The sequence below is a fragment of the Kitasatospora sp. NPDC004240 genome (assembly GCF_053603215.1).
This window is the reverse complement of the sequence record NZ_JBSGFD010000128.1, coordinates 1-25,398: the sequence shown is the minus strand read 5'-3', so window position 1 is coordinate 25,398 and position 25,398 is coordinate 1. Positions and strand designations below refer to the sequence as shown.

The 25,398-nt window shown below is 76.2% G+C and carries 23 protein-coding genes; 9 read left to right on the top strand and 14 right to left on the bottom strand.

Translation table 11 applies throughout. The annotated features are described in order from the left end of the window. The first annotated feature begins 534 nt into the window (after positions 1–534). Complete coding sequence (locus ACWEQL_RS28715; RefSeq protein WP_452153238.1) at positions 535–930, top strand: hypothetical protein; 396 nt, start codon at positions 535–537, stop codon at positions 928–930. A 60-nt stretch (positions 931–990) separates the two neighbouring features. On the opposite strand, the gene ACWEQL_RS28710 is transcribed toward ACWEQL_RS28715, so the two are convergent. Further along, a complete protein-coding gene (locus ACWEQL_RS28710; RefSeq protein WP_452153237.1) occupies positions 991–1,623 on the bottom strand; it encodes an HD domain-containing protein in 633 nt (210 codons plus the stop codon). A gap of 71 nt (positions 1,624–1,694) precedes the next feature. On the opposite strand from ACWEQL_RS28710, the gene ACWEQL_RS28705 reads away from it, so the two are divergent. Then, a complete protein-coding gene (locus ACWEQL_RS28705; RefSeq protein ID WP_452153236.1) occupies positions 1,695–2,636 on the top strand; it encodes a GlxA family transcriptional regulator in 942 nt (313 codons plus the stop codon). Between the two features lie 55 nt (positions 2,637–2,691). Here ACWEQL_RS28705 and ACWEQL_RS28700 read toward each other — a convergent pair whose 3' ends face one another. Next, positions 2,692–3,543 carry a patatin-like phospholipase family protein gene (locus ACWEQL_RS28700; protein WP_452153235.1) on the bottom strand — a complete coding sequence of 284 codons (852 nt, stop codon included), beginning with the start codon at positions 3,541–3,543 and terminating at the stop codon, positions 2,692–2,694. 269 nt (positions 3,544–3,812) lie between these two features. Here ACWEQL_RS28700 and ACWEQL_RS28695 point away from each other — a divergent pair, with 269 nt between their 5' ends. After that, entirely contained in the window at positions 3,813–4,190 is a 378-nt protein-coding gene (locus ACWEQL_RS28695; RefSeq protein ID WP_452153234.1) for a hypothetical protein, read from the top strand. Between the two features lie 44 nt (positions 4,191–4,234). Here the strand turns inward: ACWEQL_RS28695 and ACWEQL_RS28690 are convergent, their stop codons facing one another. Further along, positions 4,235–4,603 (bottom strand): carboxymuconolactone decarboxylase family protein, encoded by a 369-nt coding sequence (locus ACWEQL_RS28690; protein ID WP_452153233.1) that lies wholly within the window; start codon positions 4,601–4,603, stop codon positions 4,235–4,237. A gap of 131 nt (positions 4,604–4,734) precedes the next feature. On the opposite strand from ACWEQL_RS28690, the gene ACWEQL_RS28685 reads away from it, so the two are divergent. Beyond that, entirely contained in the window at positions 4,735–5,607 is an 873-nt protein-coding gene (locus ACWEQL_RS28685) for a LysR family transcriptional regulator (protein WP_452153232.1), read from the top strand. 179 nt (positions 5,608–5,786) lie between these two features. On the opposite strand, the gene ACWEQL_RS28680 is transcribed toward ACWEQL_RS28685, so the two are convergent. From ACWEQL_RS28680 to ACWEQL_RS28670, 3 genes are all read right to left on the bottom strand, one after another. Then, the gene (locus tag ACWEQL_RS28680; RefSeq protein WP_452153231.1) at positions 5,787–6,677 is read right to left on the bottom strand and encodes a hypothetical protein; all 891 of its coding nucleotides are present in this window, start codon (positions 6,675–6,677) and stop codon (positions 5,787–5,789) included. Further along, the gene (locus ACWEQL_RS28675; protein WP_452153230.1) at positions 6,674–7,201 is read right to left on the bottom strand and encodes a SigE family RNA polymerase sigma factor; all 528 of its coding nucleotides are present in this window, start codon (positions 7,199–7,201) and stop codon (positions 6,674–6,676) included. The genes ACWEQL_RS28680 and ACWEQL_RS28675 overlap by 4 nt, the downstream gene beginning before the upstream one ends. 252 nt (positions 7,202–7,453) lie before the next feature. Then, entirely contained in the window at positions 7,454–7,936 is a 483-nt protein-coding gene (locus ACWEQL_RS28670) for a cysteine/serine endopeptidase inhibitor (RefSeq protein ID WP_452153229.1), read from the bottom strand. Positions 7,937–8,249: 313 nt separating this feature from the next. Between ACWEQL_RS28670 and ACWEQL_RS28665 the strand changes: the two genes are divergently transcribed. Continuing rightward, positions 8,250–8,639, top strand: coding sequence for a ribosomal protein L7/L12 (locus ACWEQL_RS28665; protein ID WP_452153228.1), 390 nt, complete (start codon positions 8,250–8,252; stop codon positions 8,637–8,639). 113 nt (positions 8,640–8,752) lie between these two features. Here ACWEQL_RS28665 and ACWEQL_RS28660 read toward each other — a convergent pair whose 3' ends face one another. The 3 genes from ACWEQL_RS28660 to ACWEQL_RS28650 form a co-directional block, all read right to left on the bottom strand. Then, positions 8,753–10,069, bottom strand: coding sequence for a diaminobutyrate--2-oxoglutarate transaminase family protein (locus ACWEQL_RS28660; protein WP_452153227.1), 1,317 nt, complete (start codon positions 10,067–10,069; stop codon positions 8,753–8,755). Between the two features lie 287 nt (positions 10,070–10,356). Then, a complete protein-coding gene (locus ACWEQL_RS28655) occupies positions 10,357–10,641 on the bottom strand; it encodes a DUF2568 domain-containing protein (RefSeq protein ID WP_452153226.1) in 285 nt (94 codons plus the stop codon). Next, positions 10,638–10,988, bottom strand: a complete 351-nt coding sequence (locus ACWEQL_RS28650; protein ID WP_452153225.1) for a hypothetical protein — start codon at positions 10,986–10,988, stop codon at positions 10,638–10,640. Before ACWEQL_RS28650 ends, ACWEQL_RS28655 begins: the two co-directional genes overlap by 4 nt. A 59-nt stretch (positions 10,989–11,047) precedes the next feature. On the opposite strand from ACWEQL_RS28650, the gene ACWEQL_RS28645 reads away from it, so the two are divergent. Both ACWEQL_RS28645 and ACWEQL_RS28640 read left to right on the top strand, forming a co-directional pair. Continuing rightward, positions 11,048–11,554, top strand: coding sequence for a MarR family winged helix-turn-helix transcriptional regulator (locus tag ACWEQL_RS28645; RefSeq protein ID WP_452153224.1), 507 nt, complete (start codon positions 11,048–11,050; stop codon positions 11,552–11,554). Between the two features lie 548 nt (positions 11,555–12,102). Further along, positions 12,103–15,219: a cytochrome P450 gene (locus tag ACWEQL_RS28640; protein WP_452153239.1), complete on the top strand. Its 3,117-nt coding sequence runs from the start codon at positions 12,103–12,105 to the stop codon at positions 15,217–15,219. 70 nt (positions 15,220–15,289) lie between these two features. Here the strand turns inward: ACWEQL_RS28640 and ACWEQL_RS28635 are convergent, their stop codons facing one another. Further along, positions 15,290–16,192: an alpha/beta fold hydrolase gene (locus ACWEQL_RS28635; protein ID WP_452153223.1), complete on the bottom strand. Its 903-nt coding sequence runs from the start codon at positions 16,190–16,192 to the stop codon at positions 15,290–15,292. Between the two features lie 103 nt (positions 16,193–16,295). Next, positions 16,296–17,282, bottom strand: coding sequence for an NAD-dependent epimerase/dehydratase family protein (locus ACWEQL_RS28630; protein ID WP_452153222.1), 987 nt, complete (start codon positions 17,280–17,282; stop codon positions 16,296–16,298). Positions 17,283–17,881: 599 nt separating this feature from the next. Between ACWEQL_RS28630 and ACWEQL_RS28625 the strand changes: the two genes are divergently transcribed. Then, positions 17,882–20,542: a tetratricopeptide repeat protein gene (locus tag ACWEQL_RS28625; protein WP_452153221.1), complete on the top strand. Its 2,661-nt coding sequence runs from the start codon at positions 17,882–17,884 to the stop codon at positions 20,540–20,542. An 83-nt stretch (positions 20,543–20,625) separates the two neighbouring features. Here ACWEQL_RS28625 and ACWEQL_RS28620 read toward each other — a convergent pair whose 3' ends face one another. Then, the gene (locus ACWEQL_RS28620) at positions 20,626–20,925 is read right to left on the bottom strand and encodes a DUF4193 domain-containing protein (RefSeq protein WP_452153220.1); all 300 of its coding nucleotides are present in this window, start codon (positions 20,923–20,925) and stop codon (positions 20,626–20,628) included. Between the two features lie 289 nt (positions 20,926–21,214). Between ACWEQL_RS28620 and ACWEQL_RS28615 the strand changes: the two genes are divergently transcribed. Then, positions 21,215–22,420: a hypothetical protein gene (locus ACWEQL_RS28615; protein ID WP_452153219.1), complete on the top strand. Its 1,206-nt coding sequence runs from the start codon at positions 21,215–21,217 to the stop codon at positions 22,418–22,420. A gap of 274 nt (positions 22,421–22,694) precedes the next feature. Here ACWEQL_RS28615 and ACWEQL_RS28610 read toward each other — a convergent pair whose 3' ends face one another. Together ACWEQL_RS28610 and ACWEQL_RS28605 are read right to left on the bottom strand one after the other, a co-directional pair. Continuing rightward, a complete protein-coding gene (locus tag ACWEQL_RS28610; RefSeq protein ID WP_452153218.1) occupies positions 22,695–23,171 on the bottom strand; it encodes a DUF7919 family protein in 477 nt (158 codons plus the stop codon). 281 nt (positions 23,172–23,452) lie between these two features. After that, positions 23,453–25,225 (bottom strand): ABC transporter ATP-binding protein, encoded by a 1,773-nt coding sequence (locus ACWEQL_RS28605; protein WP_452153217.1) that lies wholly within the window; start codon positions 25,223–25,225, stop codon positions 23,453–23,455. Positions 25,226–25,398: the final 173 nt, after the last annotated feature.

The following is a 25,398-nucleotide window of genomic DNA, read 5'->3' as shown; positions in this document are numbered from 1 at the left end:
CACTGCGTCGCCTGCGGCCACACGGCCAACGCTGACACAGTCGGAGCCACCAACGTTCTACGGGCCGGGCTGGTCCGTCGCAACGCCCGGAAGGGTTAGCGAGAAGCCCCCTCATTTATGAGGGGGAGGAGTCACGGGCTTCCTCCAGGGGTGGTGACGGTTCGACATCCGCGGCGCGTCGGCACGGGCCGGCACAGGCGGGGGGCGGCTCCCCGGCCGCGTACTGTCCGCACGCTCCGGCCCAGGGCCCGCGACGGTGATCACAGCAGAAGCGCAGGGCCGTTGACCAGCGGAAACGGTCGATCGCCGAATCATTTCGGGTGCCCCGCCCCACTCCTTCGGTCCGCCCCCCGGCGGTGCGCCGAAACACCACGGTCGGCCGGGCGGCGGGCCGGTGCGGGGGCCGGCCCTCGTGTACGGGCCGAAGCACCGGGCGGCCCCCGAATCCCTCGGTGCCGACCGTGCCGCGCGCCCGCCGGCCGCCTTCCTAGCGTGAACGGCGAACGCCTCCGGCCGCTCGACCCAGGAATCCGTGTGCACCGCTCGCCCTCGACGGTCGTCTGCTCCGTCGCCTGCCTCACCGCCCTCCTGCTCGGCCTCCCGCCGAGCACCCTCCTCGCCGGCGCCCCTCACCGGGAGACCGTCGCCCCCGGGCCGACGGCGCCGCCCGTCCGCCTCGTCGCGGTGCCCACCGGGCCGCCGCCGGACGCGCAACGGCCCTCCGGGAAGGCCCCGTTCGCCGACCGGATGCCGACGGCGCGGCCCGCGCCGAACGCCGGCCGCCCGGCGGTCCGCCACCGGGTGCCCGCCGACCCGTGGGACTGCGCCGCCCCGCCTCCGGGCGAGCGGCGCCCGCTCCCGGCCGCCGACTGCCACCCGACGCCGCGGCCGGCCCCGGGCCCGACGTCCCGAGGCCCACGGACGGTCTGACCACGCCTCTGCCCGGTCCGGGCGCTCGCACGTACGGCCCGGGCCCGCCCCCCGGGTGGCTCACTCCCCCCAGGGGGCGGTGGTCGTGGCGAGTTCCAGGGCGGTCACGCCGTCGGCCCGGCGTTCGCGGAGGAGTTCGCCGCCGAGCGAGTAGCGGGGTGCGGCGGCGTCCGAGCGGGCGGCGCGTTCCACGATCGCGTCGACGAGCGAGCGGACCATGGCCAGACGGGGGTGGGCGGCGTGGATCCGCTTCTCCCAGGGGGCGACGGTCTCCGCGTGGCGGCCGAAGTCGGCGCCCACGCCCTCACGGGTGAGGTGGCACAGCAGACCGCGGCGCTCGGCGATGCCGGGCGAGGTGTGCAGGGCGATCGCCTCCCACACGCGGTCGACGTCCGCCTCGGGAACGCCGTGGCGCCGCAGCAGGTCGGCCGCCAGGTCCGCGCCCTCCACCTCGAAGCGGGCCTCGCCCTTCGCGAGGCTGCCCGCGCCCAGATCGTGCAGGACGGTCGCGGCGAACAGCAGGTCACGGTCGTAGGCGGCGTCCTCCAGACACCCCTCGCGGGCGGCGAGGATCTCGGCGAAGAGGAAGCTGCGGATGCTGTGGTTGGCGATCGGCACGCTCTCGGTGGTGCACGCGAGGGAGAGGACGGCGTCGGCCAGCGGGCCGGTGGGCAGGTCGAGTGAGAAGTCCATGACCGCAGGCTACGAACCGGCGCCCCGCCCCCGACAGTGGCACGCGGGCCGACCATCGCTAGAATCGTGCCATGTCGACCGTTGACGGGCACCGGATCGCGGTGCTGGCGCTGCCCGGGGTTCTGCCGCTCGACCTGGGCATTCCGGTGCAGACCTTCGGATGGGGCCCGCACTACCGGGTCACCGTCTGCACCGATCCCTCCGCCGGGCCGGTCCTCAGCGGCGGGTTCACCGTCGCCACGTCCGCCGGCCTGGAGGCGCTGCGGGACGCCGACACCGTCATCGTCCCCGGCTACCAGGACCCCGAGGCCCCCGTGCCCGCCGCGGCACTGTCGGCGCTGCGAGCGGCGCACGCGCGCGGGGCGCGCCTGGTGTCGATCTGCACCGGGGCCTTCGCGCTGGCGGCCGCGGGCCTGCTGGACGGGCGCCCCGCGACGACCCACTGGCAGGACGCGGCCGCGCTGCAGCGCCGGTACCCGCGGATCGACGTACGGCCGAACCGGCTCTACGTCGACGACGGCGACATCCTCACCTCCGCGGGGGTGACCGCGGGCGTCGACCTGTGCCTGCACATCATCCGCGGGGACCACGGCGCCGCGGCCGCCAACGCCCGCGCCCGCGGGCTCGTCGCCCCGCCCCAACGTTCCGGCGGCCAGGCGCAGTTCATCGACCGCTTCCGGCCGGACACCCGCGGCGAGGGCCTCGCGGAGGTCCGCGCCTGGATGCTCGGCAACCTCGCCCACCGGCAGAGCGTGGACGAGCTGGCCGGGCGCGCGCACATGTCCCGCCGGACGTTCATCCGGCGCTTCCAGCAGGAGACGGACACCTCGCCGATGGCCTGGCTGACCGCCGCCCGCATCGACTGGGCCCGCGAACTCCTGGAGACGACCACGACCCCCGTCGAACAGGTCGCGCGCCTCAGCGGCCTAGGCAGCCCCGCCGCCTTCCGCGCGGCCTTCCACCGCCACGTGGGCACCTCCCCCGCGGACTACCGCGCCACCTTCCGGGCGTAGTGCCCGCCCCCGTCCGGTCGGGGGCGGCGGCCCGGAACGCCGGTTGGGACTCCGGTCAGGGGCGGTCGGTGACGGGCCGCCAGATCGGGCGCAGCCCCTCGGCCGCGGCGGCGCCCTGCTCCAGGCCCTCCCGGTAGGCCTCGCCCCACGACCCGTGGTCGCCCGGGTCCGCGTCCAGAAGGCGCACGACCGCCGGCCCGGGGGTCAGGACGTGGGCGGAGCCGTCCGCGGGACGGGGGTGGCGGTGGGCGAGCGGGTCGACCACGACCACCGTACGGGCGCCGGCCGCAAGGTCGGTGTTGGTACCGGCCCGCAGAGCGCCGTCCAGGTAGTGGCGGCCGCCGACGGCGACGGGCGGGTCGAAGCCGGGGAACGCGCTGGAGGCGGCGACCGCACGCACCAGCGGGACGCCCGAGGCGGCGTCCCACACGACCGGCTCGCCGCTCCCGGCGTCGACGGCCGGGATCAGCAGGCGGCGCTGCGGCCAGGCGTCGGCGGCGACCAGCGCGGCGCGCTGGGCGACCGCCCGGTCCTCCGCCGCCGCGTCGACCGTGTCCAGGGCGATGCGGCCGACCCTGCGGCGCGCCTGCGCCGGGTCCACGCCGGGCTCGCCGAGGACGGCGAACACCGCGCCCGTCACGGCGGGATCGGGGCGGCGCGGCGGGGTGTCCCCCTCGGCGGCCGGCCGGGCCGGGAGGGCTTCGAGGCGGGCGGGGTCCTGCCCGGTGGCGAGGACGGCGCCGACGATCGCGCCGGCGGAGGTGCCCACGATCAGGTCCGCCTCGCCCAGGTCCACCCCGGCGCGGCGCAGGCCCGCGGCCAGTCCGGCCGTCCACGCGGTGCCCAGACGCCCGCCGGGGCCCAGGACCAGCGCCCGGTCGAGATCGTGCGTTCCGTCGGCTCCCATGCCGGCTCCCCCCGTTGCCGAAACACCTTGCTCCGTATCCTCGCACGGTGTCACCGGCCCGTCGGCGGGCGGGTCCTGATCGGGTGTGACGGGCGGGTGCGGTACGCGGCAGTGCGCCCGGCGCGGGTCGGCGGGCGGCGGCGGTGCGCCCGGCGCGGCTGGGCGCGGGGCGGCGTACGGGCGCGGGCGGAGCGGGTGCCTCGCACGTCCGGCTGGTCCGGATGCCACGTGCGGGTGCGGCGGAACGGGTCTGCGGCCATGTTGGGGAGATGGACATCGTCGTCGTGCTGGAGCTGGATACGCCGTCCAACGTTCGGGTCCTCCAACCCGACTACAGGCCGGCCAACCCCGAGGACCCGGTGCGCCGCGCGCACACCGCCCCCGCCGAATCCACGGGGGCCTGCGGTCCCCGCACCCTCTGCGGCCTGGACACCTCCGACATGACCCTCGCCCCGCACCGGTCCGCCCACGACCGGCCGCGCTGGCACACCTGCGGCACCTGCCAGAGGGCCGGCGGGCCCGGCACCTCCGAGCCCGCCGCCGCGGCCGATCCCACCGCAGCCGATCCCGCCCGGTCACCCGGCCCGGACGACTCCGGGAACGGAACCGGGTACGACTCCGGGGACGGGGACGGCACCGGGGTCTGAGCCGCGCCCGCCCCGGGCACCCGCCCGGGCGCCCGCCGGGAACGTCAGCCGTGGGTGTGGGCGTCCGGCCCGCCGGCGTGGCCGGTGTGGCCGTGCTGCTCGTAGAGGCGGTCGGCGAGCAGGGCGTGGGCGAGCGTGCCGCCCGCCCGGACGGCGGCCGTCACGAAGGCGGTCTCGGCGAGCTCCTCGGCGCTGACGCCGTGCCGCCGGGCGGCCGCGGTGTGCACGTCCAGGCAGTACGAGCACTGGGTGACCAGGGCGACGGCCACCGAGATCAGCTCCCGGTAGCGCCGCGGCACCGCGCCGTCCTCCCGGTCGACCGCCTCCTGGAAGGCGAGCCAGGCGGCGAACTCCGCCGGGGCGGCGCGGCCCACCGAGCGGGCGCGGTGCAGGTCGTCGGGGTGCTGGTACACGGGTGGTCTCCTCGTTCGGCGGGGGCGGACTCTGCTGTCCGGCGCCCCGCCACCACCCCAGCGCACCCGCCCGGGACCGGTCCAGGACCGGTTTCGATGGGCCGGTGCCGTTCTGGGTATCGTGGCCGGTCATGGACCTGCGGGCGTTGCGCTGTTTCGTCGCCGTGGCCGAGGAGGGCCACTTCGGCCGCGCGGCGGCCCGGCTGCACCTCGCCCAGCCCCCGCTCAGCCGCCGCATCCGGGACCTGGAGGCGGATCTCGGCTGCCGGCTGTTCGACCGGATCCCGACCGGCGCCCGGCTCACCCCGGCCGGCGAGGTGCTGCTGGCGGAGGCGCGCGACCTCCTGGAGCGGGCCGAACGCGCCCGGGAGCGGGTACGCGGCGCCGGGGCCGACCGGGTACTCGTCGTCGGCATCGTCGCCGGCGCGGGCCTGGACGCCGGCCCGGCGGCCCTGGCCGCCCTGCGCCGCGACCGCCCGCAGCTGCGGGTACGGCTGCGGGAGGCGCCGATCACCGACCCGAGTGCCGGCCTGCGGGAGCGGCGGGTGGACGTGGCACTCACCCGGCTGCCGTTCGACACCGCCGGTCTGACCGTACGCCCGCTCGCGGTGGAGCCGGTCGTCGTGGCCGTGCCCGCCGACGACCCGCTCGCGTACCGCGACCGGCTGCACGTCACGGAACTGGCCGGCCGGCCGCGGTTCCGGCTGCCGCCCGGGACGGACGCCCGGTGGCGCGCCTACTGGCTCGCCGACGGGGACGACGCCCCCGGCCCGGTGGTGGCGTCGGTCGAGGAGTGCCTGCACAGCGTGCTGTGGGAGAACGCGGTCGGCCTGCTGCCGGCCGGGGCCGCGGTGCGGCACGCGCGGGCCGGCATCGCCTACGTCCCGGTCGACGGTCACCCGCCGAGCCGGATCGTCACCGCCCGGCCCGCGGACCGCCCGGACCCGCTGGTCGACACCCTCGTCCACGCCCTCGCCACCGCATTCCCGCCCACGGCTGCGTAGCGGCCTCCGTCCGGGCGGGCGTGCGCAGGAGGTCCACCACCGCCGGGTGACGGACCTCCTGGCGGACGGTCAGCGGGCCGCCGCCGAACACGGCCCTTGCCGGCCGGGCGGTACGGCGGGCGCCCGCTCCCGGGGGAGGCCGCGGGGCCGCCGTCGGCCGGTCCGTCAGCACCGGTCCGTCAGCGCAGCCAGCGGGTGTCGGTGAGCAGGACGGTGCCGTCGGCCCCGTACAGCTTGACCGAGGTCGCGGTCGTGCCGGGCTTCGCCGGGACGCCGATCCAACGCATCGGCGAGTCGCCGAGGACGACGGCCGGCGCCTCGGTGGTGGTGCCGTCGGCCCAGGTGGCGACCGCCCGTACGACGTCCGGCCCGACCGGCGCCATCAGCACCCGGGGCGCGCCCGCGCCGCCCTTCGCGCCCTCCAGGCTGCCGGACAGGCTCTCCTGTCCGGTCGGAGCGGGCGGGGGCCCGCCGGGCACGGGGACCCGGTGTCCCGAACCGCCCGTCACGCCCTGGCCGTCGACCGTGAGGTAGACCCGCACCAGCTCCAGACCCGGCGGGTACAGCCGCTCGTAGCGCTCCTGCGGGGGCAGGGTGGCGAGCGGCCCGGGGCCCGTCCCGATGGCCGCCTCCTGGGCGAGCGCCTGCTGGGGGCCGTCCGGGCGGGGCCACAGTTCGGCCCAGGCCTGCCACGCGGTGCCACCGGACTCGCCCCGGGCGACCAGCACCTTGACCGGCCGCAGCGGATCCCGCGCGGGCTGCGCCGAGGCCGTGGCACCCGCCGACTCCGTGACGGAGGGGGTCGCCGCCGGGGCGGTGGCCGCCGCGACCCGGGCCCCGCCGCCGTCCCGGCCCGGGCCCACCACCGCGACCGTCCCGGCCGTCACCGTCACCACCGCGGCCACCGCCGCGCCCACCGCCAGCCGGCGCCGTCGCAGCCTGCGCCGGCCACCGGTCAGCAGCCGCTCGTACGGCGCCGGGCCGAACCGCTCCTCGCTCGCCAGCACGCCCAGCGCGCGGACGGCGGCCCGCTCCTCCCCGGTCATGCCCTGCTCGTCCACCGCGTTCATTCCCTCTCCCCTCCCACGCTCGTCATCCCGCTCAGTGAGGTGACGGCCCGGAGCTTGGCCAGGCCCTTGGCGGCCTGGCTCTTCACCGTGCCGACCGAACAGCCCATCGCGGCCGCCACCTGCGTCTCACTGAGGTCCTCCCAGTACCGCAGCACCACCGCCTGCCGCTGGCGCGGCGGCAGTGTGCCCAACGCGGCGAGCAACGCCGCGCGCTCGTCGAGCCGGGCGTAGCCGTCCGCCGGCCCGGCCCGGTCGGGGACCGCGGTGACCAGTTGCTCGGGCGGCCGGCGGCGAAAGCGCCGGGCGTGCTCGTTGACCAGGATCCGGCGCACGTACGCGTGCGGATCGTCCGCGGCGCGCACCCTCCCCCAGGCCACGTACGCCCGTTCCAGGCACTGCTGTGCCAGGTCCTCCGCCGTGTGCCGGTCCCCTGCCAGCAGGAACGCCGTCCTCAGCAACCGTGACCACGCACCATCGACGAACGCGCGGAACTCCTCGTCCCGCTCGCTCTTGTGAACTCCCATGAACACCTCCTCACTCCCCCGGAGCCCAACCCGCCGCCCGACCGTTGCCCCGAGAACGGGCCGGTCCGGGATCCGTGGGTGCGGCGCCCGCCGCGGATCATCGGACCCGGTCGTCCGGCGGGTGGCGTCGTCCATGGTGTCGGCCGTGCCGGCGCCGCCCGGCTGCCCCGCCGCCGGAACGAGCGGCGCCGACGGCACGCGCGCGAGGCCCGGCTTGGGGAAGCCGGGCCTCGCGTGTGTTCGGGTCGTGGGTCAGCCGAGGGTGGAGCCGGTGATGGGCTCGGAGAGCGGGACGCTCTCACCGGCGAAGCCGGTCCTGACGAACTGCCAGGTGAGGCCGTTGATCACGCCCTGGCCCAGCGGGGCGAAGCGGGCGAAGGCGGGCTGGCTGAGGTCGATGTGCGTGCGGTCGCAGGACGGGCACTTGTCCCTGACCGGCACGGTCACGGTCTTGCCGCGGTAGGTCACCTTGACCGAGATCCCCCTGCAGAGGGGGTCGTTGTTGGGGTTCGCGGTGGTCCACCAGGTGTGCGAGACGGCGACGAGCAGCTGGCTGCCGGCGTTGATCTGCGTACCGCAGGCGCCGAATCCGGCGTCGTTGTAGTACGTCGCCTTGCCGGCCATCGGCGAGTTGAGGGGTATCGCGGCGCTGGCGGTTCCCGCGCCCAGCGCGATGAGCGCGGCGGCGGCGAGCGGGGCTCCGGTCAGAATCCTGATCTTGCTCGTGACTCGCATGGTTCCCTCCGGTTCGGTGCGGACGGGCGACCGGGAAGGCGGCAGGGCAGGACAAGTGGCCACCCATGAAGCCGAGTTCAGGACTTCTACACACGGTCGCGAGAGGAACGTATGCCAACGGCATGTGCGAGGTCCAGACCTCTGAGGTGTTGTCATGGACACACCTCGGGATGCTTTACTTCCTGAAGCCGAACGGCACCGCCCCGCCCGGCGGCGCCGCAGGACGGGCGCCAAAACCCTTGGCACGAAAGCCCGTCGGGGCGGTTGACCGGAAGCGGGCGGGCACGACGCCGACCGACGAGGGAGGACTTCCGTGGAGGATCCGGGTTTCACCATCGTGCTGACCGGCGTCGGCCCGCACGACGCGACCGCTCTCAAGGCGGTCCGGGCGGTCACCGGGCTGAGTCTGTGGCGCAGCAGGCAGTTGCTGGACGGCGCGCCCGTCACCGTCCGTTCGGAGGTCCCGTTCGACGTCGCCTCCGACGCGGCGCGGCAGCTGCGCCGGGCCGGCGTACCGGCTGCGCTGCGGTGCGACTGGTGCCGGCGAACCCTGGCCGACGACACACCTGTCGACCCCGGGCCCTGCGAGTCCCGGTACTGGCCCACCGCCCACTGCCAGGCCAACTCCCTGACCAGCTGCGGCTGCGGCTTCTGCACCGCCTACGGCCCCTTGCCCGGGTACACCGTCCACCCGGGCACCTGAGCCCCGCACAGGGGTGCCGTCGCGCCGGAGGGCCGGCCGGGTTTCCGTTCCCGGCCGGCTCCCGGCGCGACGGCAGGGGACGGCAGTGCGGTGACTGCGCAGCGGCGGTGCGGTCAGGCCGCCTTGACGGTGCGCAGGGCCGCGTCGATGCGTTCGATGATGGTGTCGGCCTGGGCGTCGGTGAGGATGAGCGGCGGGAGCAGGCGCAGCACGGTGTCGTCGCGGCCGCCGAGTTCCAGGATGAGTCCCTGGTCCAGGCAGGCGGTGCGCAGGGCGCGGGCGAGGTGCGGGTCGGCGGGCAGCGAGCCGAGGCGGTCGGGGGTGCCGGCCGGGTCGACGAGTTCGACGCCGATCATCAGGCCGCGGCCGCGGATGTCGCCGAACTGCGGATGGTCGGCTGCGAGTTCGCGCAGTCCCTGGCGCAGCCGTTCGCCCAGCTTCTCGGCGTGCTCGGTGAGCTGCTGTTCGGCGATGGTGCGCAGGGTGATCTCGCCGGCGACCATGGCGAGGGTGTTGCCGCGGAAGGTGCCGGTGTGGGCGCCGGGCTGCCAGGTGTCCAGTTCGGGGCGGTAGGCGATGAGGGCGAGCGGCAGGCCGCCGCCGACGGCCTTGGAGGTGACGAGGATGTCGGGGGTGACGCCGGCGCGTTCGCAGGCCCAGAAGTTCCCGGTGCGGCCGACGCCGGTCTGCACCTCGTCGATGATCAGGACGATCCCGTGGGCGGCGGTGATCCGGCGGATCTCGCGCAGCCAGCCGTCGGGGCCCTCGACGACGCCGCCTTCGCCCTGGACGACCTCCAGGATCACCGCGGCAGGGGTGGCGACGCCGCTGCTGGGGTCGGTGATCAGGCTCTCCAGGAGGCGGGCGGAGAGCTCGCCAGCCTGGTCGGCGCCGACGCCGAACGGGCAGCGGTAGCCGTAGGGGTAGGGCAGGCGGGTCACGGGCTGGGTGTCGGCGGGGCCGCCGGCGCGCATGCTCTCGGGGCCGGAGACGGAGGAGGCGCCGAGGGTCATGCCGTGGTAGGCGCCGGTGAAGGCGACGACGCCGTGGCGGCCGGTGGCGTTGCGGGCGAGCTTGAGCGCGGCCTCGATGGCGTCGGTCCCCGCCGGGCTGCAGAAGTGCAGGCGGGCGTTGTCGCGCAGGTCGCCCGGCAGGCGCTGGATCAGCTCGGTGGTGAAAGTGTCCTTCTGGGGCGTGATCATGTCGAGGGAGTGGAGCAGGGCGCCGGAGGCGAGGGTGTCCTGGAGGGCCGCCACGACCTCGGGGTGGTTGTGGCCGAGGGCGAGGGTGCCCGCGCCGGCGAGGCAGTCGAGGTAGGTGCGGCCGTCGACGCCGGTGATGACGGCGCCGGCGGCTTTCGCGGGTGCCACGGGGAGGTTGCGGGCGTAGGTGCGTGCGGCGGACTCGCGCTTCGCCTGACGATCGACCATTTGTTCACGAAGCATGGCGCGGGGAGGCCCTTCCTTGACGTGCAGGTGACACGATGTTACGTCAGGTTAGCCTAACCTATCTTTCGGACGGCGTGGACGGCGGCCGAGGACCCCGAGGCCCCGCCCGGGCCGCTCCGGCGCAGCGGGCCTACGGCCGGCGGGTCGGTGCGTGACCGTACGGCCGACGCCGGGACCCGAGGTGGACACGGTCCGGACGCGCCCCGGGCGCCCACCCCCTGCCCGCCGCACGCGCCCCGGCGCCCACCCCCTGCCCGCCGCACGCGTCCTCAGCGCGTCCGCGAGCCCGTGGTGGCCGTACGGAACGCGGCCGCCGCGCCCGCGCCGAACCAGCAGAGCTCGAACGCCACCCGGGCCGCCCCGTGCAGGGGGTGGTCCGCCGTCGGCGCGGCGAACCGCCCCCACAGCACGGCGAGTACGGCCACCGCCGCCACCACGGCGGCCAGCCGTACGGCGCGCCGGCCGGGCCTGCGCCACGCCCAGCAGCCGGCCGCCGCGTAGACGGCCAGCTCCGCGCCGAACGCCAGCACGTCGACCGCCGTCACCCCGTTCACCGGGCCACCCACCAGGCGGAGGCCAGGTGCAGCACCGCGAACGCGCCGGCCCCGAAGGCCATGCCGAGGTTGCGCAGCCGGAAGCCGATCGCGGAGTCCCCCACCTGCGCCAGGCCCGACACCAGCAGCATCGGCCAGGCCGCCGACGCGTCACCCACCGTCACCGCCAGCGCCGTCGCCACTCCCAGGGGCACCGCCCGGGCCGCGTACGCCCGGACGTACACGTGCGCCCCGACCGTGACCGGCTCGCCCGCGGGCAGCCCCAGGCCCGGGCGCAGCACCCCCGCCACGCTCGATGCCGCGCTCACCAGTGCGGCCAGTGCGTTGGCCGCCAGCAGAACGTTCATCCCTTCTCCCCCAAAATCATTCTAGCTTTGAACGATATGAGGACGGTATCATTCGCGCCATGAGCGATGTCAAGGGAAGCGGCACCAAGGACGGCGGCGCCGAGGGCGGCGCTGCCACGGGAAGCGGCACCAAGGGAGCGGCGGCGCTGCGCGCCACGATCGTCTTCAACCTGGGCACCCTCGGCGCGCTGGCGTCCGACCGCTTCGCCGCCCGGGTCGAGGCACTCGGGCTCAAGCCCAAGCACGCCGGCCTGCTGGCCGCGCTCGACGCCGGATCGGCCGCCTCCCAGCAGGAGTTGGCGACCCGCCTCGGCGTCGCCCCCAGCCTGATCGTGGCGCTCGCCGACCAGTTGCAGGAGCTCGGCGCGCTCGAACGCGTCCGCGACCCGGAGGACCGCCGCCGCCAGGTCCTCGGCCTGACCGCCGAGGGCCGGCGCCTGCTCGCCCTCTGCGCGGAGGCCGCCGAGGCCGCGGACGCCGAACTGACCGCGGGGCTCACCGAATCCCAGCGCACCGCCCTCACCCGCGGCCTGCGCACCCTCGGCGACCAGCAGGTCCCGCACTGACCCCCCGGCCCGGGCCCGGCGGGCCGCGCCGCCGTCGGGACCGGTAGAACGCCCGGCCGGTGTCAGACCGGGCGGCAGGTCACGCGGCGGTGGTCGTCGATCGCCGTCAGCAGGTCGCGGGCCGCCGCCCGCACGGACGGACCACCGCCCCGGGTCAGCCGCTCCGCCACCGCCCTGCCACTCGGCACGGCCGCGCGGGCCGGAGGCGTCCCTGCGGGGGTGTGGTCGGGGTGCGGGGGTGGGGGCGGCCAAACATGACGGTTCGTACCGGCATGGATCCGGACATCGCAGGCACTACAACGGTGAGGTGGTGATCGGGGGTGGGCATTCCCGGTGACCGGCCCGAGTTGAAGGGTCGACAGATGTTGCGTACGGGAAGCGAGTTACCCATGACCGAGACCATGAGCGAGACGGCGATCGCCACGCCGGCGGCGGCCGGCGCGGCGGCGGCCGGGGCCCCGCCCGGGGGCGTTGAGCGGGAGTGGGGCGGCGTCCCCGTGGTGGACCTCTCCTCGGCGCCGCCCGTCGCCGTCCCGGTGCTGCGGACCATGGACCTGCTCCGGGAGCACGGCCCGGCCTTCGTCCAGCGGCTGCACGGACGCGACACCCTGATGGTCGGCAGCCTGGAGCTGGCCGAGGAGCTGGCCGACGACGAGCGGTTCGCCAAGTCGATCGGCCCCGGGCTGCTGAACGTCCGCGAGTTCACCGGGGACGGCCTGTTCACCGCGTACAACGACGAACCGAACTGGGCCAGGGCGCACGACATCCTGATGCCCGCCTTCGCGCTCGGCTCGATGCGCACCTACCACCCGGTGATGGTGAGGGTCGCCCGCCGGCTGATCGAGGCCTGGGACGCCCGGGCCGCCGCCGGGCTGACGGTGGACGTCCCCGGCGACATGACCCGGATGACGCTCGACACCATCGGGCTGGCCGGGTTCGGCTTCGACTTCGGGTCCTTCGAGGGGGACGAGCCGCACCCCTTTGTGGAGGCGATGGTGCGCTGCCTGGGCTGGGCGATGATGAGGATCACCCGCGACCCGGCGCTCGACCACAGCGCACGCGACGCGGAGTTCCGGCGGGACGCCGACTACCTGGCCGCCGTGGTGGACAAGGTGATCGCCGCCCGCGCCGGCGGCGGGGAGCGCGGCCCCGCCGAGGACCTGCTCGGCCTCATGCTCGACGCGGTGCACCCCGGCGACGGCTCCCGGCTGGACGCCGAGAACATTCGCAACCAGGTCATCACCTTCCTGATCGCCGGCCACGAGACCACCTCGGGCGCGCTGTCCTTCGCGCTGTACCACCTGGTCAAGAACCCGTCCGTGCTGCGGGAGGTCCAGCGGGAGGTGGACGGGCTCTGGGGCGACCAGGCCGACCCGCGGCCCTCCTACGAGGACGTCGGACGGCTGCGCCGCACCCGGCAGGTACTCAGCGAGGCGCTGCGGCTGTGGCCGACGGCGCCGCTGTTCAGCCGGGAGGCCCACGAGGACACCCTGCTGGGCGGCCGGATCCCGCTGCGCGCCGGGCAGACCGTGCAGGTGGTGGTCCCGGCGCTGCACCGCGACCCGGCCTGGGGCGACAACCCGGGACTGTTCGACCCGTCCCGGTTCGACGCCGAGGCGGAGGCGGCCCGCTCGCCGCACGCCTTCAAGCCCTTCGGCACCGGCGAACGCGCCTGCATCGGGCGGCAGTTCGCGCTGCACGAGGCGACCATGCTGCTCGGCATGCTGGTCCACCGCTACCGGCTGATCGACCACGCCGACTACCGGCTGACCATCAAGCAGACGCTCACCATCAAGCCCGACGACTTCACCCTGGCCCTCGCCCCGCGCACCCCCGCACCGCCGGCGCCCGCCGGCCGCGACGCCCGTGACACCGATCAGGCGGGGCGGGCCGATCAGGCCGGGCAGTCGGGGCCGACCGATCAGGCCGGGCAGTCGGGGCAGACCGAGCAGGCCGGGCGGGTCAGGCAGGGCACCGGGGTGCTGTTCCTGCACGGCTCCAACTACGGCGCCGCCCGCGAGTTCACCCGCCGACTCGCCGAGGCCGCCGCCGAACTCGGCTGCGACACCATCGTCGCCCCGCTGGACGCCTACGCGGACGGGCTGCCCGCCCACCGGCCCGTGGTGATCACCGCCGCCTCCTACAACGGGCAGCCGACGGACGACGCCGCCGCCTTCGTCCACCGGCTCCGTCAGGCCCCCGAGGGGACGGCGGACGGGGTGACGTACGCGGTGCTCGGCATCGGCGACCGGACGTACGCCGCGACCTACCAGCGCGTCCCCACCCTGATCGACGACCGGCTCGCCGCCCTCGGCGCCACCCGGCTGCTCCCCCGCGGCGAGGCCGACGCCTCCGGCGACCTGGCCGGCGCGGTACGGGAGTTCACCGGGGCGCTGCGCGAGGCCCTGCTGGAGCGGTACGGGGACGCCGACGCGCCCGCCGCACAGCCCGGGCCGGCCGCCGCGTACACGGTGAGCGAGGTGACCGGCGGCCCGCTGGACGCCCTGGCCGCCCGGCACGACATGACCGCGATGACCGTCACCGCGGTCGGCCCGCTGACCGCTCCCGGCCACCCCCGGGTCAAGCGCCTGGTCCGGCTCGCCCTGCCCGGGGGCCACGACTACCGCACCGCCGACCACCTCGGCGTGCTGCCGGCCAACGACCCGGCTCTGGTCGAGCGCGCCGCGAAGCTGTTCGGCGCCGACCCGGCGACGGTGCTCAACATCGTGGCGCACCGGCGCACCGGCCTCGCCGTCGACCGGCCGCTGACCGTCCGCGAACTGCTCACCCACCACGTCGAGTTGCAGGACCGACCGGACGCCGCCCAGCGCGCCGCACTGGCCGCTCTCCACCCCTGTCCGCCCGAGCGGGCCGCCCTGCGGGCACTGACCGACGACGACCCGCGCACCCTGCTGGACCTGATCGAGGACCACCCGGCCCTGCGGGAGGGCCTGACCTGGCCGGTGCTGCTCGGCCTGCTGCCGCCGATCCGGCCCCGGTACTACTCGGTCTCCTCCGCGCCCCGCGGCGAGGACGACCGCCACGTCGACCTGATGGTCTCGGTGCTCAGCGCCCCCGCCCGCTCGGGCCGGGGCACCTTCCGGGGCACCGGCTCCGGCCACCTCGACCGGGTCGCCGTCGGGGACACCGTGCTGGCCCGGGTCCGGCCCTGCCGCGAGGTGTTCCGGATCGGCCACCGCGCCCCCGTGATCATGATCGCGGCCGGCACCGGGCTGGCGCCCTTCCGCGGCGCGGTCGCCGACCGTCGCGCGCTGCTCGCCACGGGGGCCGAACTCGCCCCGGCGCTGCTCTACTTCGGCTGCGACGCGGCGGACGCCGACTACCTCCACCGCCAGGAACTGGAGGCGGCCGAGCGGGCGGGCGCCGTCTCGCTGCGGCCCGCCTTCAGCGAACGGCCGGCCGACGGGTGGCGCTTCGTCCAGGACCGCATCGCGGCGGAGGGCGCGGAGGTCTGGGACCTGCTCACCGCCGGCGCCGAGGTGTACGTGTGCGGCGACGGCGCCCGGATGGCCCCGGGCGTGCGGGCCGCCTTCCTCGACCTCCACCTGCAGCGCACACCGGGGGCCGACGACCGGCAGGCCCGGGCCTGGCTGCAGCGCCTGATCGAGGACGGCCGCTACGTCGAGGACGTCTACGCCGGCTGACCGCCGGCCCCGCGGGCCCGCCCACCCGGGTGCCCGTTCACCCAGCCCGGGTGGACGGGCACCCGGGCCGTCAGCCCGGTCCCGGTCCCGCGACACCCCGTCCCACGCCGCCCGGTGGCAGCGGGGCGCGGTCCAGGAAGCCCGTGACGGTGGCGAGGAAGGCGTCGGCGTCGTCCAGCCACGGATAGTGGCCCGCGTCCGGCTGGAGGACGAGGTCGGCGTGCGGGAACAGGCCGGCGAGGCCGGCCACCACGTGCGGGGGTGAGGCGAGGTCGAACCGGCCGGCGAGGACCAGGACGGGGACGTCGAGCGTACCGAGGGCGGCCCGGGTGGCGGGCGGGTCGTAGGCGCCCTCGGCGCCGAAGAACTCGGCCGCCGCCGCGTTCCACTGGGACTCCTCGGCCGCCCGGTGGGCCCGCGCCACGTCGTCCCAGCGGCCGTAGAGGAACGGCGCGATGGTCACCCAGTCCCGTGGCTCGGCGGTGCCGGCGGCGACGGCCTCGAAGGCCGCCGACGCCGCCGCGAACCAGGGCTGTTCCTCGCGCAGCCGGACGACCTCGCGCCGGTCCTCGGCGGTGACGCCCAGGCCGACGGCGTCGGTGCCGGGCGTGACGAGGACGAGCCGGCCGAGGCGGTGCGGATGCCGCTCGGCGTAGCGCACCGCGAGGTTGGCGGCGGCGGAGTGCGCGAGCAGGTCCATGCGGTCGAGGCCGAGGTGCTCGCGCAGGGCCTCGACGTCGGCGACCAGGCGGTCGCAGCGGTAGGAGGCCGGGTCGCGCGGCGCCGCGGACAGTCCGGCGCCCCGCTGGTCGGCCACGATCAACCGCCGGTGCGCGGGCAGGCCCCCGAGGTCGCCGAGGTAGGCGCCGTCCCGCATCGGCCCGCCGGGCAGGCAGACCACGGGGGTGCCGGGGTGCTCCCCGAGGATCCGGTAGGCGAGCCCGGTGCCGTCGGGCGCGGTGAGGGTGGGCATGGTGGAAACCTCTCGATGGGCGGTCAGCCGTGCGGGCTGACGGCCGTGCGGGATGTCAGCTCTCCGGGCCGTCAGCCGTACAGGCCGTCAGCCGTACGGGCCGTCAGCCCTCCAGGGCGGCGGCCTCGGCCTCGGGGGCCAGTCCGAGGACCGGGCGGTCGGGGCGCTGCGGGGAGCGGCCGTCCAGTGCCTTCAGCCATTCCCAGGTGTCGGCGACGGTCTCGGCGACCGGCCGGCAGCGCAGCCCGTGCGCGAACGCCTTGGAGGTGTCGGAGCCGTACAGGTACTCGTGGAGTTCGCCCGGCGGTGCCCAGATCGGCAGCTGCGTCCACGGCTCGATCCCGGCGGCGGCGATCCGCTCGGGCTCGGTCCAGCGCAGCCGCGCGTCGGATCCGGTCGCGGTGACGCAGGCCTCCAGGAGTTCGCCCATGGTGGCGTGGCCCGGCCGGCTGACCAGGTTGTACGGGCCGGACAGGCCGCGCTCGGCGGCGTCCAGGGTCCAGGTCGCGAGGTCGCGGGTGTCGACGTACTGGAGCGGCAGGTCACGGGGGCCGGGGGCGAGCACGGGGCCGCCGCGGGCGATCCGGCCCAGCCACCAGGTCAGCCGGCCGACGTCCTCGCCGGGGCCGAGGATCAGCCCGGCGCGCACCAGCAGCGAACGGTCCTCGCCGAAGGCGCCGGTGACGGCGAGTTCGCCGCCGCGCTTGGCCTGCGGGTAGGGGACGTCGCCGTCGTCGGGCGAGCCGTCCAGCAGGACGCCGTTCTCGGCCGCGGCGTGGTCGACCGGGTCGGCGTAGACGGAGCCGCTGGAGATGTAGACGTACCGGCCGGCGCGCCCGGCGAGCGCCGCCGCCGCGTCGCGGACGGCCGAGGGCCGCGCGGACCAGGTGTCCACCACCAGGTCCCACGCGCCGTCGCCGAGGGCGGCGAGGCCGTCGGGGGCGGTCCGGTCACCCCGCAGGACGGTGGCCCCGGCGGGCGGGCGGCGGTTGCCGCGGTGCAGGAGGGTCACGTCCCAGTCGCGGGACAGGGCCTCGTTGACGATGGCACGGCCGACGAAGCCGGACCCGCCGAGCATGAGAAGTCGCATGTCAGGCACTGTGCATGATGCGGAGTCGGTCAGTCCACCCCGGTCTGCCGTCAGCAAAATCGCCGTCGGCTGAACCCCCGGGGGGCCGACCCGACCGGTGGCCGCGCGGCCACGGCGACCACCTGCTGGACGGGCCCTCGCCGTGTTACCCGGAGATGCGGTACGCGGACCGAACGCCCCGCCGGGCCGGGCCCGTTCGCCTGTCGCGGGCCCGGCAGCCGCCGGGAGGATCCCCGGTCGGCCCCTCCCGCCCCGGCACCGACGGAGTGGGGGTCGCGTTCACCCTGCCGCGACGTGTCACCGTGGACACTTTGCGTGATCACGGAGTAGCGTTCGCGCGCTGCCGGTTCGGGGGGTCCAGAGCGGCGGGCCGAGGGAGGGGTCGGGGTGTCTCGTCCGGTTCGGTGGGTGGTGACCGTCGCGACGGCGGCCGAGGGACTCGGGGTACGTCAACGGCCAGGCGGGTCGGCGTCGTTCGGCCGGCCGCCCGGGCCGGGAACGGGTCGCCGGGCGGTGGCGGGCGCGTTCGCCGCCGCCGACGCGGGAGCCACCGCCGACGCGCAAGCCGCCGCGGGCCGCCGCACCGCTCCGCCGAAGCCGTGACGGCGGACGAGGACGCGCCCGGGCACGTCGAGCAGCATGCGAGCGCCTCCGGCCACGCCCGGGTCCACCAGGCCGGCCGCGACCTGCACATCACCTACGTCTCCGCGGAGCACCCGTTCCTGCCGCGGGCCGGGCGGATCGAGAGCGTCGGCCTGCCGCTCACCCCTCCCGTCGCGCTGGCCGGACTGCCGCCCGACCCCGGACTCTTCGTCGGCCGCTCCCGTCTGGTGCACGACCTCCTGGAGGACATCCGCCCGCGCAAGGCGCCACCCGCACCGCAGGACCGGTACCGCTCCTCCTTCCTGCGGTGGCGCAGAGCCGTCGACGACTGGGCCGCCGACCACCGGACGGTCGTGGCCCTCACCGGCCCGCCCGGCTGCGGCAAGACCGCGCTCGCCCTGCGGGTCGGCCGCGAGGCCGAGGGCCGCCGCTGGTACAGCCACCAGCTCTACCTCGACCTGCGCAGTCACGAGCAGTCCGAACCGGCCGGGGACGCCCCGCAGGGGTCGCGTCCGCGGACCGACACCTCCGGTGCCCTCGCGGCCCTGCTGCACGCCCTGGGCGTCCCGTTCCGGGACATGCCCGACGGCGAGTGGGAGCGTACGGTCCACTACCGCGGCCGCATACGGGAGTTGGCCCGGCAAGGGCACCCCGTGCTGCTCGTCCTGGACAACGCGGCCCACTACGGGCAGGTCGAGGCCCTGCTGCCGCCGCACCCGCGCAACTGCGCCCTGATCGTGGGCCGGCAGCGCCTCGCCGGAGCCGCGCTGACCGGCGCCCGCCAGCACGAGGTCACCGCGCTCGACGAGGCCGAGGCCCTGGCCTTCCTGCGGCTGGCCCTGACCCGGGCCCGGCCGGGCGACCCCCGCGCCGACGAACCCGACGACCTCAGGGCCCTCGCCCGCGCCTGCGACCACCTCCCGCTGGCCCTCGACCTCGCGGCCGCCGAACTCGTCCTCGACCCGCGCCTGCCGCCCCGCACCCTGCTGGAGCGGCTCGGCGGGAGCTCCGGCCCGCTCGACCTCGCCGTACCGGGCGCCGGCGCCGGCACGGCGGTGCGCGCCGCGTTCGACCTCTCCTACACCCGCCTGCCACCCGCCCAGGCCCGCCTGTTCCGCCTCGCCTCGCTCCACCCCGGCCCCCACCTGCACGCCGTGGAGGCCGCCGCCCTCACCGCACTGCCGCAGGCCGACGCCGACACCGCCCTGGAAGCCCTGGCCGCCGCCCACCTGCTCGCCGAGGCGGGCCCCCGGCACGGCCGCTACCGGTACCACGACCTGCTGCGCCGCTACGCCCGCGAACGCACCCGGGACGAGGACACCGACCAGGTCCGGCGCCAGGCCGTCCGGCGGCTGCTGGGCCACTACGTGCGCGCCGCCGCCCAGGCCGACGCCCGGCTGGGAGGCGGCTCCGCGTCCGGCGCCGGCGACCTCTTCCCCGACCTCCGCCACGCCCTGGCCTGGCTCGACGCCGAACGCCCCGCCCTCGTCGGCGCGGTGCGCCTCGCGGCGGCCTCGGGCTTCGCCGCCGAGGCCGCCGCCCTCGCCCTCCACCTCACCGTCTACCTCGACCGGCGCAAACTGTGGGACGACTGGACCGTCACCCACGAACTCGCCTCCGAATGCGCCCGCCGCGCCGGTGACCACGCGAGCGAGGGCGCCCTGCTGCGCCACCTCGGCCGCGCCCACGCCCAGCGGCGGCGTTTCGACGACGCCCTCCGCCACTACCGCCGCTCGCAGGCCGCCTACGCGGCGGCCGACGACACCGACGGGGTCCGTGTGGTACTCGGTCAGGTCCTGCGCGTGCTGCAGGACACCGAGGGCGCCGGGGGGCCCGCGGACGAGACCGTGCGCCGCTACGAGCAGGTGGCGGGGATGTTCCGGGAGGGCGGGGACCGCGCCGCGTTCGCCGTCGTCCTCACCAACCTCGGCAACCTCCACCTCAACGGCGGCGCCCACGCCAGGGCCGCCGCCTGCCACGCCGAGGCGCTGAAGGTCCGTCGGGCGCTCGACGACGTACGGGGAACGGCGCAGTCCGTGGTCAACCTCGGCACCGTGGCCCACCGCGACGGGCACCCGGAGCAGGCCGCCGTCCACTACCGGCTCGCCCACGACCTCTTCCAGAGGATCGACGACCACTACGGCCGCGCCCAGGCCCTGGAGAACCTCGGCCTGGCCGAACTCGCCGCGGGCCGGGTGGGCGAGGGCCGCAAGGCCTGGCGGGCCGCCGCCGGCCTCTTCGCCGCCGAGGGCCACCGCACGGAGGCCGCACGGCTGACCGAGGCGGTCCGTGCGCTCGGCCGGCTGCGCCGCAGCCGGGTGGCGGTGGACCGGCTCGTCCGCCGCACCACCCTCACCTACGGCGACCGGCTGCCCGAGATCGAGGCGACCGACGGCAACGGCCCGGCCTCCTCGGGCCCTGACGGCGCGTCCGCCGAGCAGGGCGGCCCCGCCGAGCAGGGTGGTGCCGGGCAGGCCGGCTACTTCGACGCCACCGCGCACCCCGACAACGAGGCCGCCGTCATCGAGCCCGGCCACGGCGAACCGGTGCCGGACCACGGGGTCGACTACGGCGTCGACCAGCACCCCGGCGACTACGACGACGCCGGGTACGGCTCCGACGGCAACGACGACGGGTACGACTACGACGACGACTAGCCTGCGGGCCCGGTCGACGGGCCGCCGGGGCCACCCGAACCGGGTTCGGGTGGCCCCGGCGCGGTGTCCGGCCCGTGCGACCGTCAGGACGCGCAGTCGCGGCAGATCGGTTGCCCGTTCCTGTCCTCACCGGCGAGCTGGGCGCGGTGGTGGACCAGGAAGCAGGTCATGCAGGTGAACTCGTCGTCCTGCAACGGCACGACCCGGACGGTGAGTTCCTCGCCGGACAGGTCGGCGCCCGGGAGCTCCAGGCCTTCGACGGCCTCCAGGTCGACGTCGACCGCGGAGCCCTTCTTGTCGTCGCGCTGGCTCTTCAGTTCCTCGATGCTGTCGTCGCTGCCGCCGTCACCGGTGTCCCGTGGGGCGTCGTAGTCGGTTGCCAAGGTGGTGCCTTCTCCTCAAGGGTCGTTTCCGGCGGCCCGCCCGCCCCGCCCGCCCCGGCCGGTGGAGTACCGGCCGGCGCGCGCGGGGTGACCGTGCCGCCCGTGACGCCCCACCTTCCCACCTGTCGGCCCTCCGGCGCGCGAACGCGGGGCACGACGGACCGGACGGTCGCCGCACCGGGCGGACGGGCGGGCGGGCCGACGGCGGTCCCCCGACCGGCCGGGCCGGCCGGCCGTCCGGCGGACCCATGCATCGCGGGCCGCGTCGGAGCCGTCCTAGCATGCGGGGATGCGTCTGATCGAATCCCTCGTCCCCCAGGCCGGCCGGGTCGACCTGGACGGCCTGGCCGGGGTGGATCCCGACCGGCTGGCCCGGTACGCCGCCGACCCCTCGCACCCCTGGTGGCGGCGGCACGCGTGCGTGAGGGCGCTCGGCGGGAACGTGCCGCCGCGGCGGGTGCCCGCGCTGCTGGAACGGGTGCGGGACAGCGGGGACACCGCCGAGGTGCGCATCGCCCTGCTCGAACTGCTCGCCGACCGGGCCGAGTTGCTGCCGTGGCTGCGTCACCCGGACCGGGCGCTCGATCACGCCTACGGCCTGGGCGAGGCGTTCCTGCTGGCACGCGGCCGTCTCGGCGACCTGACCGCGACCGACGGGCTGGCGGTACTCGCCGCCGACCCGTGGCAGCACCGGCAGGACGCCGGCGGGACGGGCCTGCGGGCCCTGGCCCGGCGCCACGGGACGGCGGCCGTCCTGGCCGGGCTGGACGACACCCGGCCCGCGCACCGGCTGGTCCGGGCCCGGCTGCGCGAGCGCGCGGGCGAGGACGTCACCGACGCGCTCGCCGACCCGGATCGTACGGTCGCGTACGGCGCGCAGCAGCTGCTCACCGACGTCGACCGGCTGCGCGCGTACATCGCCGGGGCGCCGGGCACCGAGGCGGCGCTGTGGGCCGCGTTCGCGCTGTACCGGCTGACCGAGGACGCCGAGGAGACCCGGGCGCTGGACCGCGTCCTGGGCGCTCCCCGGGTCGAGGTCGAGGGTCTGGACGGGGAGGTGCGGGCGGCGATCGTCCACGAGTACGGGCTGTGGTGCGAGCGTGCGAGCGATCCGCGCTGGCGGATCGAGGCGATCTGCGCCGCACCGCCCGCCCCGGTCGACGTGGCGGCGCAGCTCGACCGGGCCACGGCCGCCCTCGTCGCGGCCGGGCTCGATCCGGCGCCGCCGGTCCCGGCCGGGGAGCACCACCAGCAGGGCGACGGCACGTACCACGTGTACGAGCTCGGCGAGGAGGAGGTGCGTGTCAGCACCCTCGGCCGGTTCGCGACCGCCTGGGACGACGGCCATCCGGCCCGGGCGGCGCTGGAGGCGGCCGGGTTCCGCTGGATCGACGCCGCCGACGGTGCCGTCACGGTCGAGGGCCTCGCCGTGTACCACTTCGGCGCCCGCCGGCCGCTGACCGTGGACACGCTGCTGTTCTACTGGCAGGACTGAGCTTCGTCGCGGGCGCCGGGCAGGCGGGGTGTGGCGCAGGGGCCGGGGTCCCGGGGACGAGGGGGGCGTTCGCGGGGCCCCGGCCATGGGGAGGACAGCCGCGCCGGGGGACGCGGCTGTTCTGCGAGGCGGCACCCGGCTGTGGGGACGGGGCTGCCGTGCCGGGAATCGTAGGCCCGCCGGTGCGCTGTGACCAGGACTTCGGCCTGCGATTCTTCCGGCCGCGGGAACGCGTCCCCCGCCGGGGGCGCCCAAGGCCCCGGGGCGCCCGGCGCTACGAGCGGGTCGCGTCGTGCGGGATCCAGGCGGGCTCGCCGAGATGGCCGCCGGCGGCCGTGAAGGCGAGCACCGCGTCGACGAAGGGCTGCGGCGGCCGGTACCCGTGCTCGGTGACGTAGTGCCCGATCAGGCTGGGGGCGGCGTACACGACCCCGTCACCCGGAACGCGGATCTCGTGGTGGCCGTAGACCTCGCGCCTCCGCGCGCCCTCCCAGTCCCTCACGAGGTCGGGATCGCAGAGCCCGCAGCCGTGCATACCGCGCATGACGTTGAACCGCTGGCCGGTGACCACCAGGCGCAGCGCGGCCGCGAACTCCTCGTCGACCGGGCCGGGTTCACATGTGTCGTCCAGCCAGCCGACGTTGAGGCGCGGCTCGGCGGGCTGGTAGGTGACGAAGCCGCCGCCGGGCACGGACAGCGTCTCCTGGCCGTCGACGTACCGGTACCGGCTGAGGTCTTCGTAGAAGGTCATGCGGAAGGGATATCAGCACACCGGCCGGCCGGGGAATCGCTTTCCGAGGGGCGCCGACGGCCCTGGGCGACCGTGCCGAGATCACCGACCTGTTCGATCGTCATCCGTGCCCGCTCAACGGCCGGGTGTTCGACGAGGCGTGGGCGCGGCCGTCCTTCACCGAGGACGTGGTCACCGAGACCCCGGCCGGGCGGGTCCGGGGGCGCGGGGCCGTCCTGGGCGACGTCCGTACGGCGCTCGCGCTCTTGCGGCGCACCGTGCGCTTCGGCTCCGACGCGGTGTCAGCGGCCGCCCAGGAGGGCGGTGCCGGTCTGGCTGGCGACCAGTTCGCGGTAGGGGAGGCAGCGGGTGAGGAGGGTGGGGTGGTCGGCGGCGTCGACGACGGTGCCGCGGTTCATCATGATCACGTGGTCGGCGTGCTGGACGGTGGTGAGCCGGTGGGCGACCACGACCACGGCCCGGTGGCGGGCCAGGTGCTCGACGATCTCGCGGAAGCGCAGCTCGTTGAGGCCGTCCAGCTGGCTGGTGGGCTCGTCGAGCAGGACGATGTCGGCGTCGGTGAGCAGGGCCCGGGCCAGTGCCATCCGCTGGCGCTGGCCGCCGGAGAGGTCGGATTCGCGGCCCAGTACGGTGTCGAGCCCTTGCGGGAGCCGGGCGACGTCCTCGGTCAGGCCGACCGCGGCCAGTGCCCCGGCCAGTTCCGTGTCGCCGGCCGTGCCGGGGCGGCCGAGTTGGAGGTTCTCGCGGGCGCTCGCCTCGACCAGGGTGAACGCCTGGTCCACGTAGGCCATCCGGGCGCGCAGCGCGTCCAGTGGCCAGGCCCGGACGTCGTGACCGAGGACGCTGACCGACCCGGCGGAGGGCCGGACGAACCGGCTGACGAGCGCGAGGGCGGTGCTCTTCCCGGCACCCGACGGTCCCACGACGGCGGTCAGGCCGGTGCGCGGGATGCTGAAGGAGACGGAGCGCAGGGCGGCCTCGTCGGCTCCGGCGTGGGTGTAGGAGACGTCGCGGAAGACGACGGCGGGGGCGTCCGGCGGCGGGGTGGGGGCGGTGCGGTGGGCGTCGTCGTGGTCGGTCTCCAGCGGCATGGCGAGCAGGTCGTTGCAGCGGTCGCGGGCGGCCAGTCCGGCCTGGAGGCGTCCGAAGCCGGTGGCCAGGGTGTTCACGGACGGGACGGTCTGCAGCAGGTAGAGCAGGAACGCGGCGAACGCCGCCACGCCGAGGTCGCCCGCGGCGAGGCGGGCGCCGCCGGTGAGGATGACCGCGATCATCGCGAACTGGTTGCCGAGCATCAGCACCGCGGGCACCAGTGCGCCGAGGCGGGCGCCGGCCAGCGAGACGGCGCGCAGCTGTTCGGCGTCCCCGGCGAGGACGCGGTCGGCGACCGGCTCCGCCCGGTGGGCCTTGATGGTGGTGAGGGCGTCCAGGTTGGCGGTGAAGCGCTGGGCGATCCGGCCCACTGCGTCCTGCTGCCTGGTGACGTTGGAGCGCATCCGGCGCATGATCAGGATGACCAGGACGGTCAGCAGGGCGAGGGCGGCCACGGTGACGGCGGTGAGGACCCAGTCGATCCACACCATCACGGCAAGGGTCGCGGCGACGCTGAGGGCGGCCAGCGGCAGCTGCATCGCCACCTCCACCACCTGCCCGAGCAGCTGCGCGTCGGAGGTGACCCGGGCGGCGAGTTCGCCGGTGCCGCTGGCCCGGACCACGGGCAGCGGGAGCCGCAGCGCGTGCGCCATGACGGTGATCCGCAGGCGGCAGGTCATCCCCTCGCCGACGTGCGCCAGGTGGAAGCCCGAGAACGCGTGCGCCACTGCCCCGCCGACGGCGGCCGCGGCCATCATCAGCAGGCCGGGGGCAAGGGAGCGGTGGGCGGAGAAGTCGCCGACGATCTTCTGGACCAGCAGGGGCAGGGCGAGGGCGGCGGCGGTGGCCACGACGGCGAGAAGCAGGGCGGCGGCGAGGCGCAGGGGCTGGACGGTGAGTTCGCGGCGCAGCCGGACCACCGGCGGTGCTGGTTCGGGGTCCTGAGGGGGTCGGTCGGCCATGGGGCACCTCTCTGCTGGGTCGGCGGCGGGTGCCGACGGCTCATACGGGTGGCGGGTGCATGGCACCTGGGCGCCTGCGGTGCGGCGGGCAGGCGGTGCCCGGTGCACGGGCCGGGCCCCTCACGGGCCGGGCCGCGGAGGGAGAGAGGCGCAGGCCCGCGGGGAACAGAACA

Excerpts from the sequence above, each read along its gene's own strand:
- ACWEQL_RS28710 (WP_452153237.1), bottom strand. The coding sequence starts at position 1,623 with ATGGACTTCTCACTCGACCTGCCCACCGGCCCGCTGGCCGACGCCGTC.
- ACWEQL_RS28705 (WP_452153236.1), top strand. The coding sequence starts at position 1,695 with ATGTCGACCGTTGACGGGCACCGGATCGCGGTGCTGGCGCTGCCCGGG.
- ACWEQL_RS28700 (WP_452153235.1), bottom strand. The coding sequence starts at position 3,543 with ATGGGAGCCGACGGAACGCACGATCTCGACCGGGCGCTGGTCCTGGGC.
- ACWEQL_RS28695 (WP_452153234.1), top strand. The coding sequence starts at position 3,813 with ATGGACATCGTCGTCGTGCTGGAGCTGGATACGCCGTCCAACGTTCGG.
- ACWEQL_RS28685 (WP_452153232.1), top strand. The coding sequence starts at position 4,735 with ATGGACCTGCGGGCGTTGCGCTGTTTCGTCGCCGTGGCCGAGGAGGGC.
- ACWEQL_RS28680 (WP_452153231.1), bottom strand. The coding sequence starts at position 6,677 with ATGAACGCGGTGGACGAGCAGGGCATGACCGGGGAGGAGCGGGCCGCC.
- ACWEQL_RS28675 (WP_452153230.1), bottom strand. The coding sequence starts at position 7,201 with ATGGGAGTTCACAAGAGCGAGCGGGACGAGGAGTTCCGCGCGTTCGTC.
- ACWEQL_RS28670 (WP_452153229.1), bottom strand. The coding sequence starts at position 7,936 with ATGCGAGTCACGAGCAAGATCAGGATTCTGACCGGAGCCCCGCTCGCC.
- ACWEQL_RS28660 (WP_452153227.1), bottom strand. The coding sequence starts at position 10,069 with ATGGTCGATCGTCAGGCGAAGCGCGAGTCCGCCGCACGCACCTACGCC.
- ACWEQL_RS28650 (WP_452153225.1), bottom strand. The coding sequence starts at position 10,988 with ATGAACGTTCTGCTGGCGGCCAACGCACTGGCCGCACTGGTGAGCGCG.
- ACWEQL_RS28645 (WP_452153224.1), top strand. The coding sequence starts at position 11,048 with ATGAGCGATGTCAAGGGAAGCGGCACCAAGGACGGCGGCGCCGAGGGC.
- ACWEQL_RS28640 (WP_452153239.1), top strand. The coding sequence starts at position 12,103 with ATGGACCTGCTCCGGGAGCACGGCCCGGCCTTCGTCCAGCGGCTGCAC.
- ACWEQL_RS28635 (WP_452153223.1), bottom strand. The coding sequence starts at position 16,192 with ATGCCCACCCTCACCGCGCCCGACGGCACCGGGCTCGCCTACCGGATC.
- ACWEQL_RS28630 (WP_452153222.1), bottom strand. The coding sequence starts at position 17,282 with ATGCGACTTCTCATGCTCGGCGGGTCCGGCTTCGTCGGCCGTGCCATC.
- ACWEQL_RS28615 (WP_452153219.1), top strand. The coding sequence starts at position 21,215 with ATGCGTCTGATCGAATCCCTCGTCCCCCAGGCCGGCCGGGTCGACCTG.
- ACWEQL_RS28610 (WP_452153218.1), bottom strand. The coding sequence starts at position 23,171 with ATGACCTTCTACGAAGACCTCAGCCGGTACCGGTACGTCGACGGCCAG.
- ACWEQL_RS28605 (WP_452153217.1), bottom strand. The coding sequence starts at position 25,225 with ATGGCCGACCGACCCCCTCAGGACCCCGAACCAGCACCGCCGGTGGTC.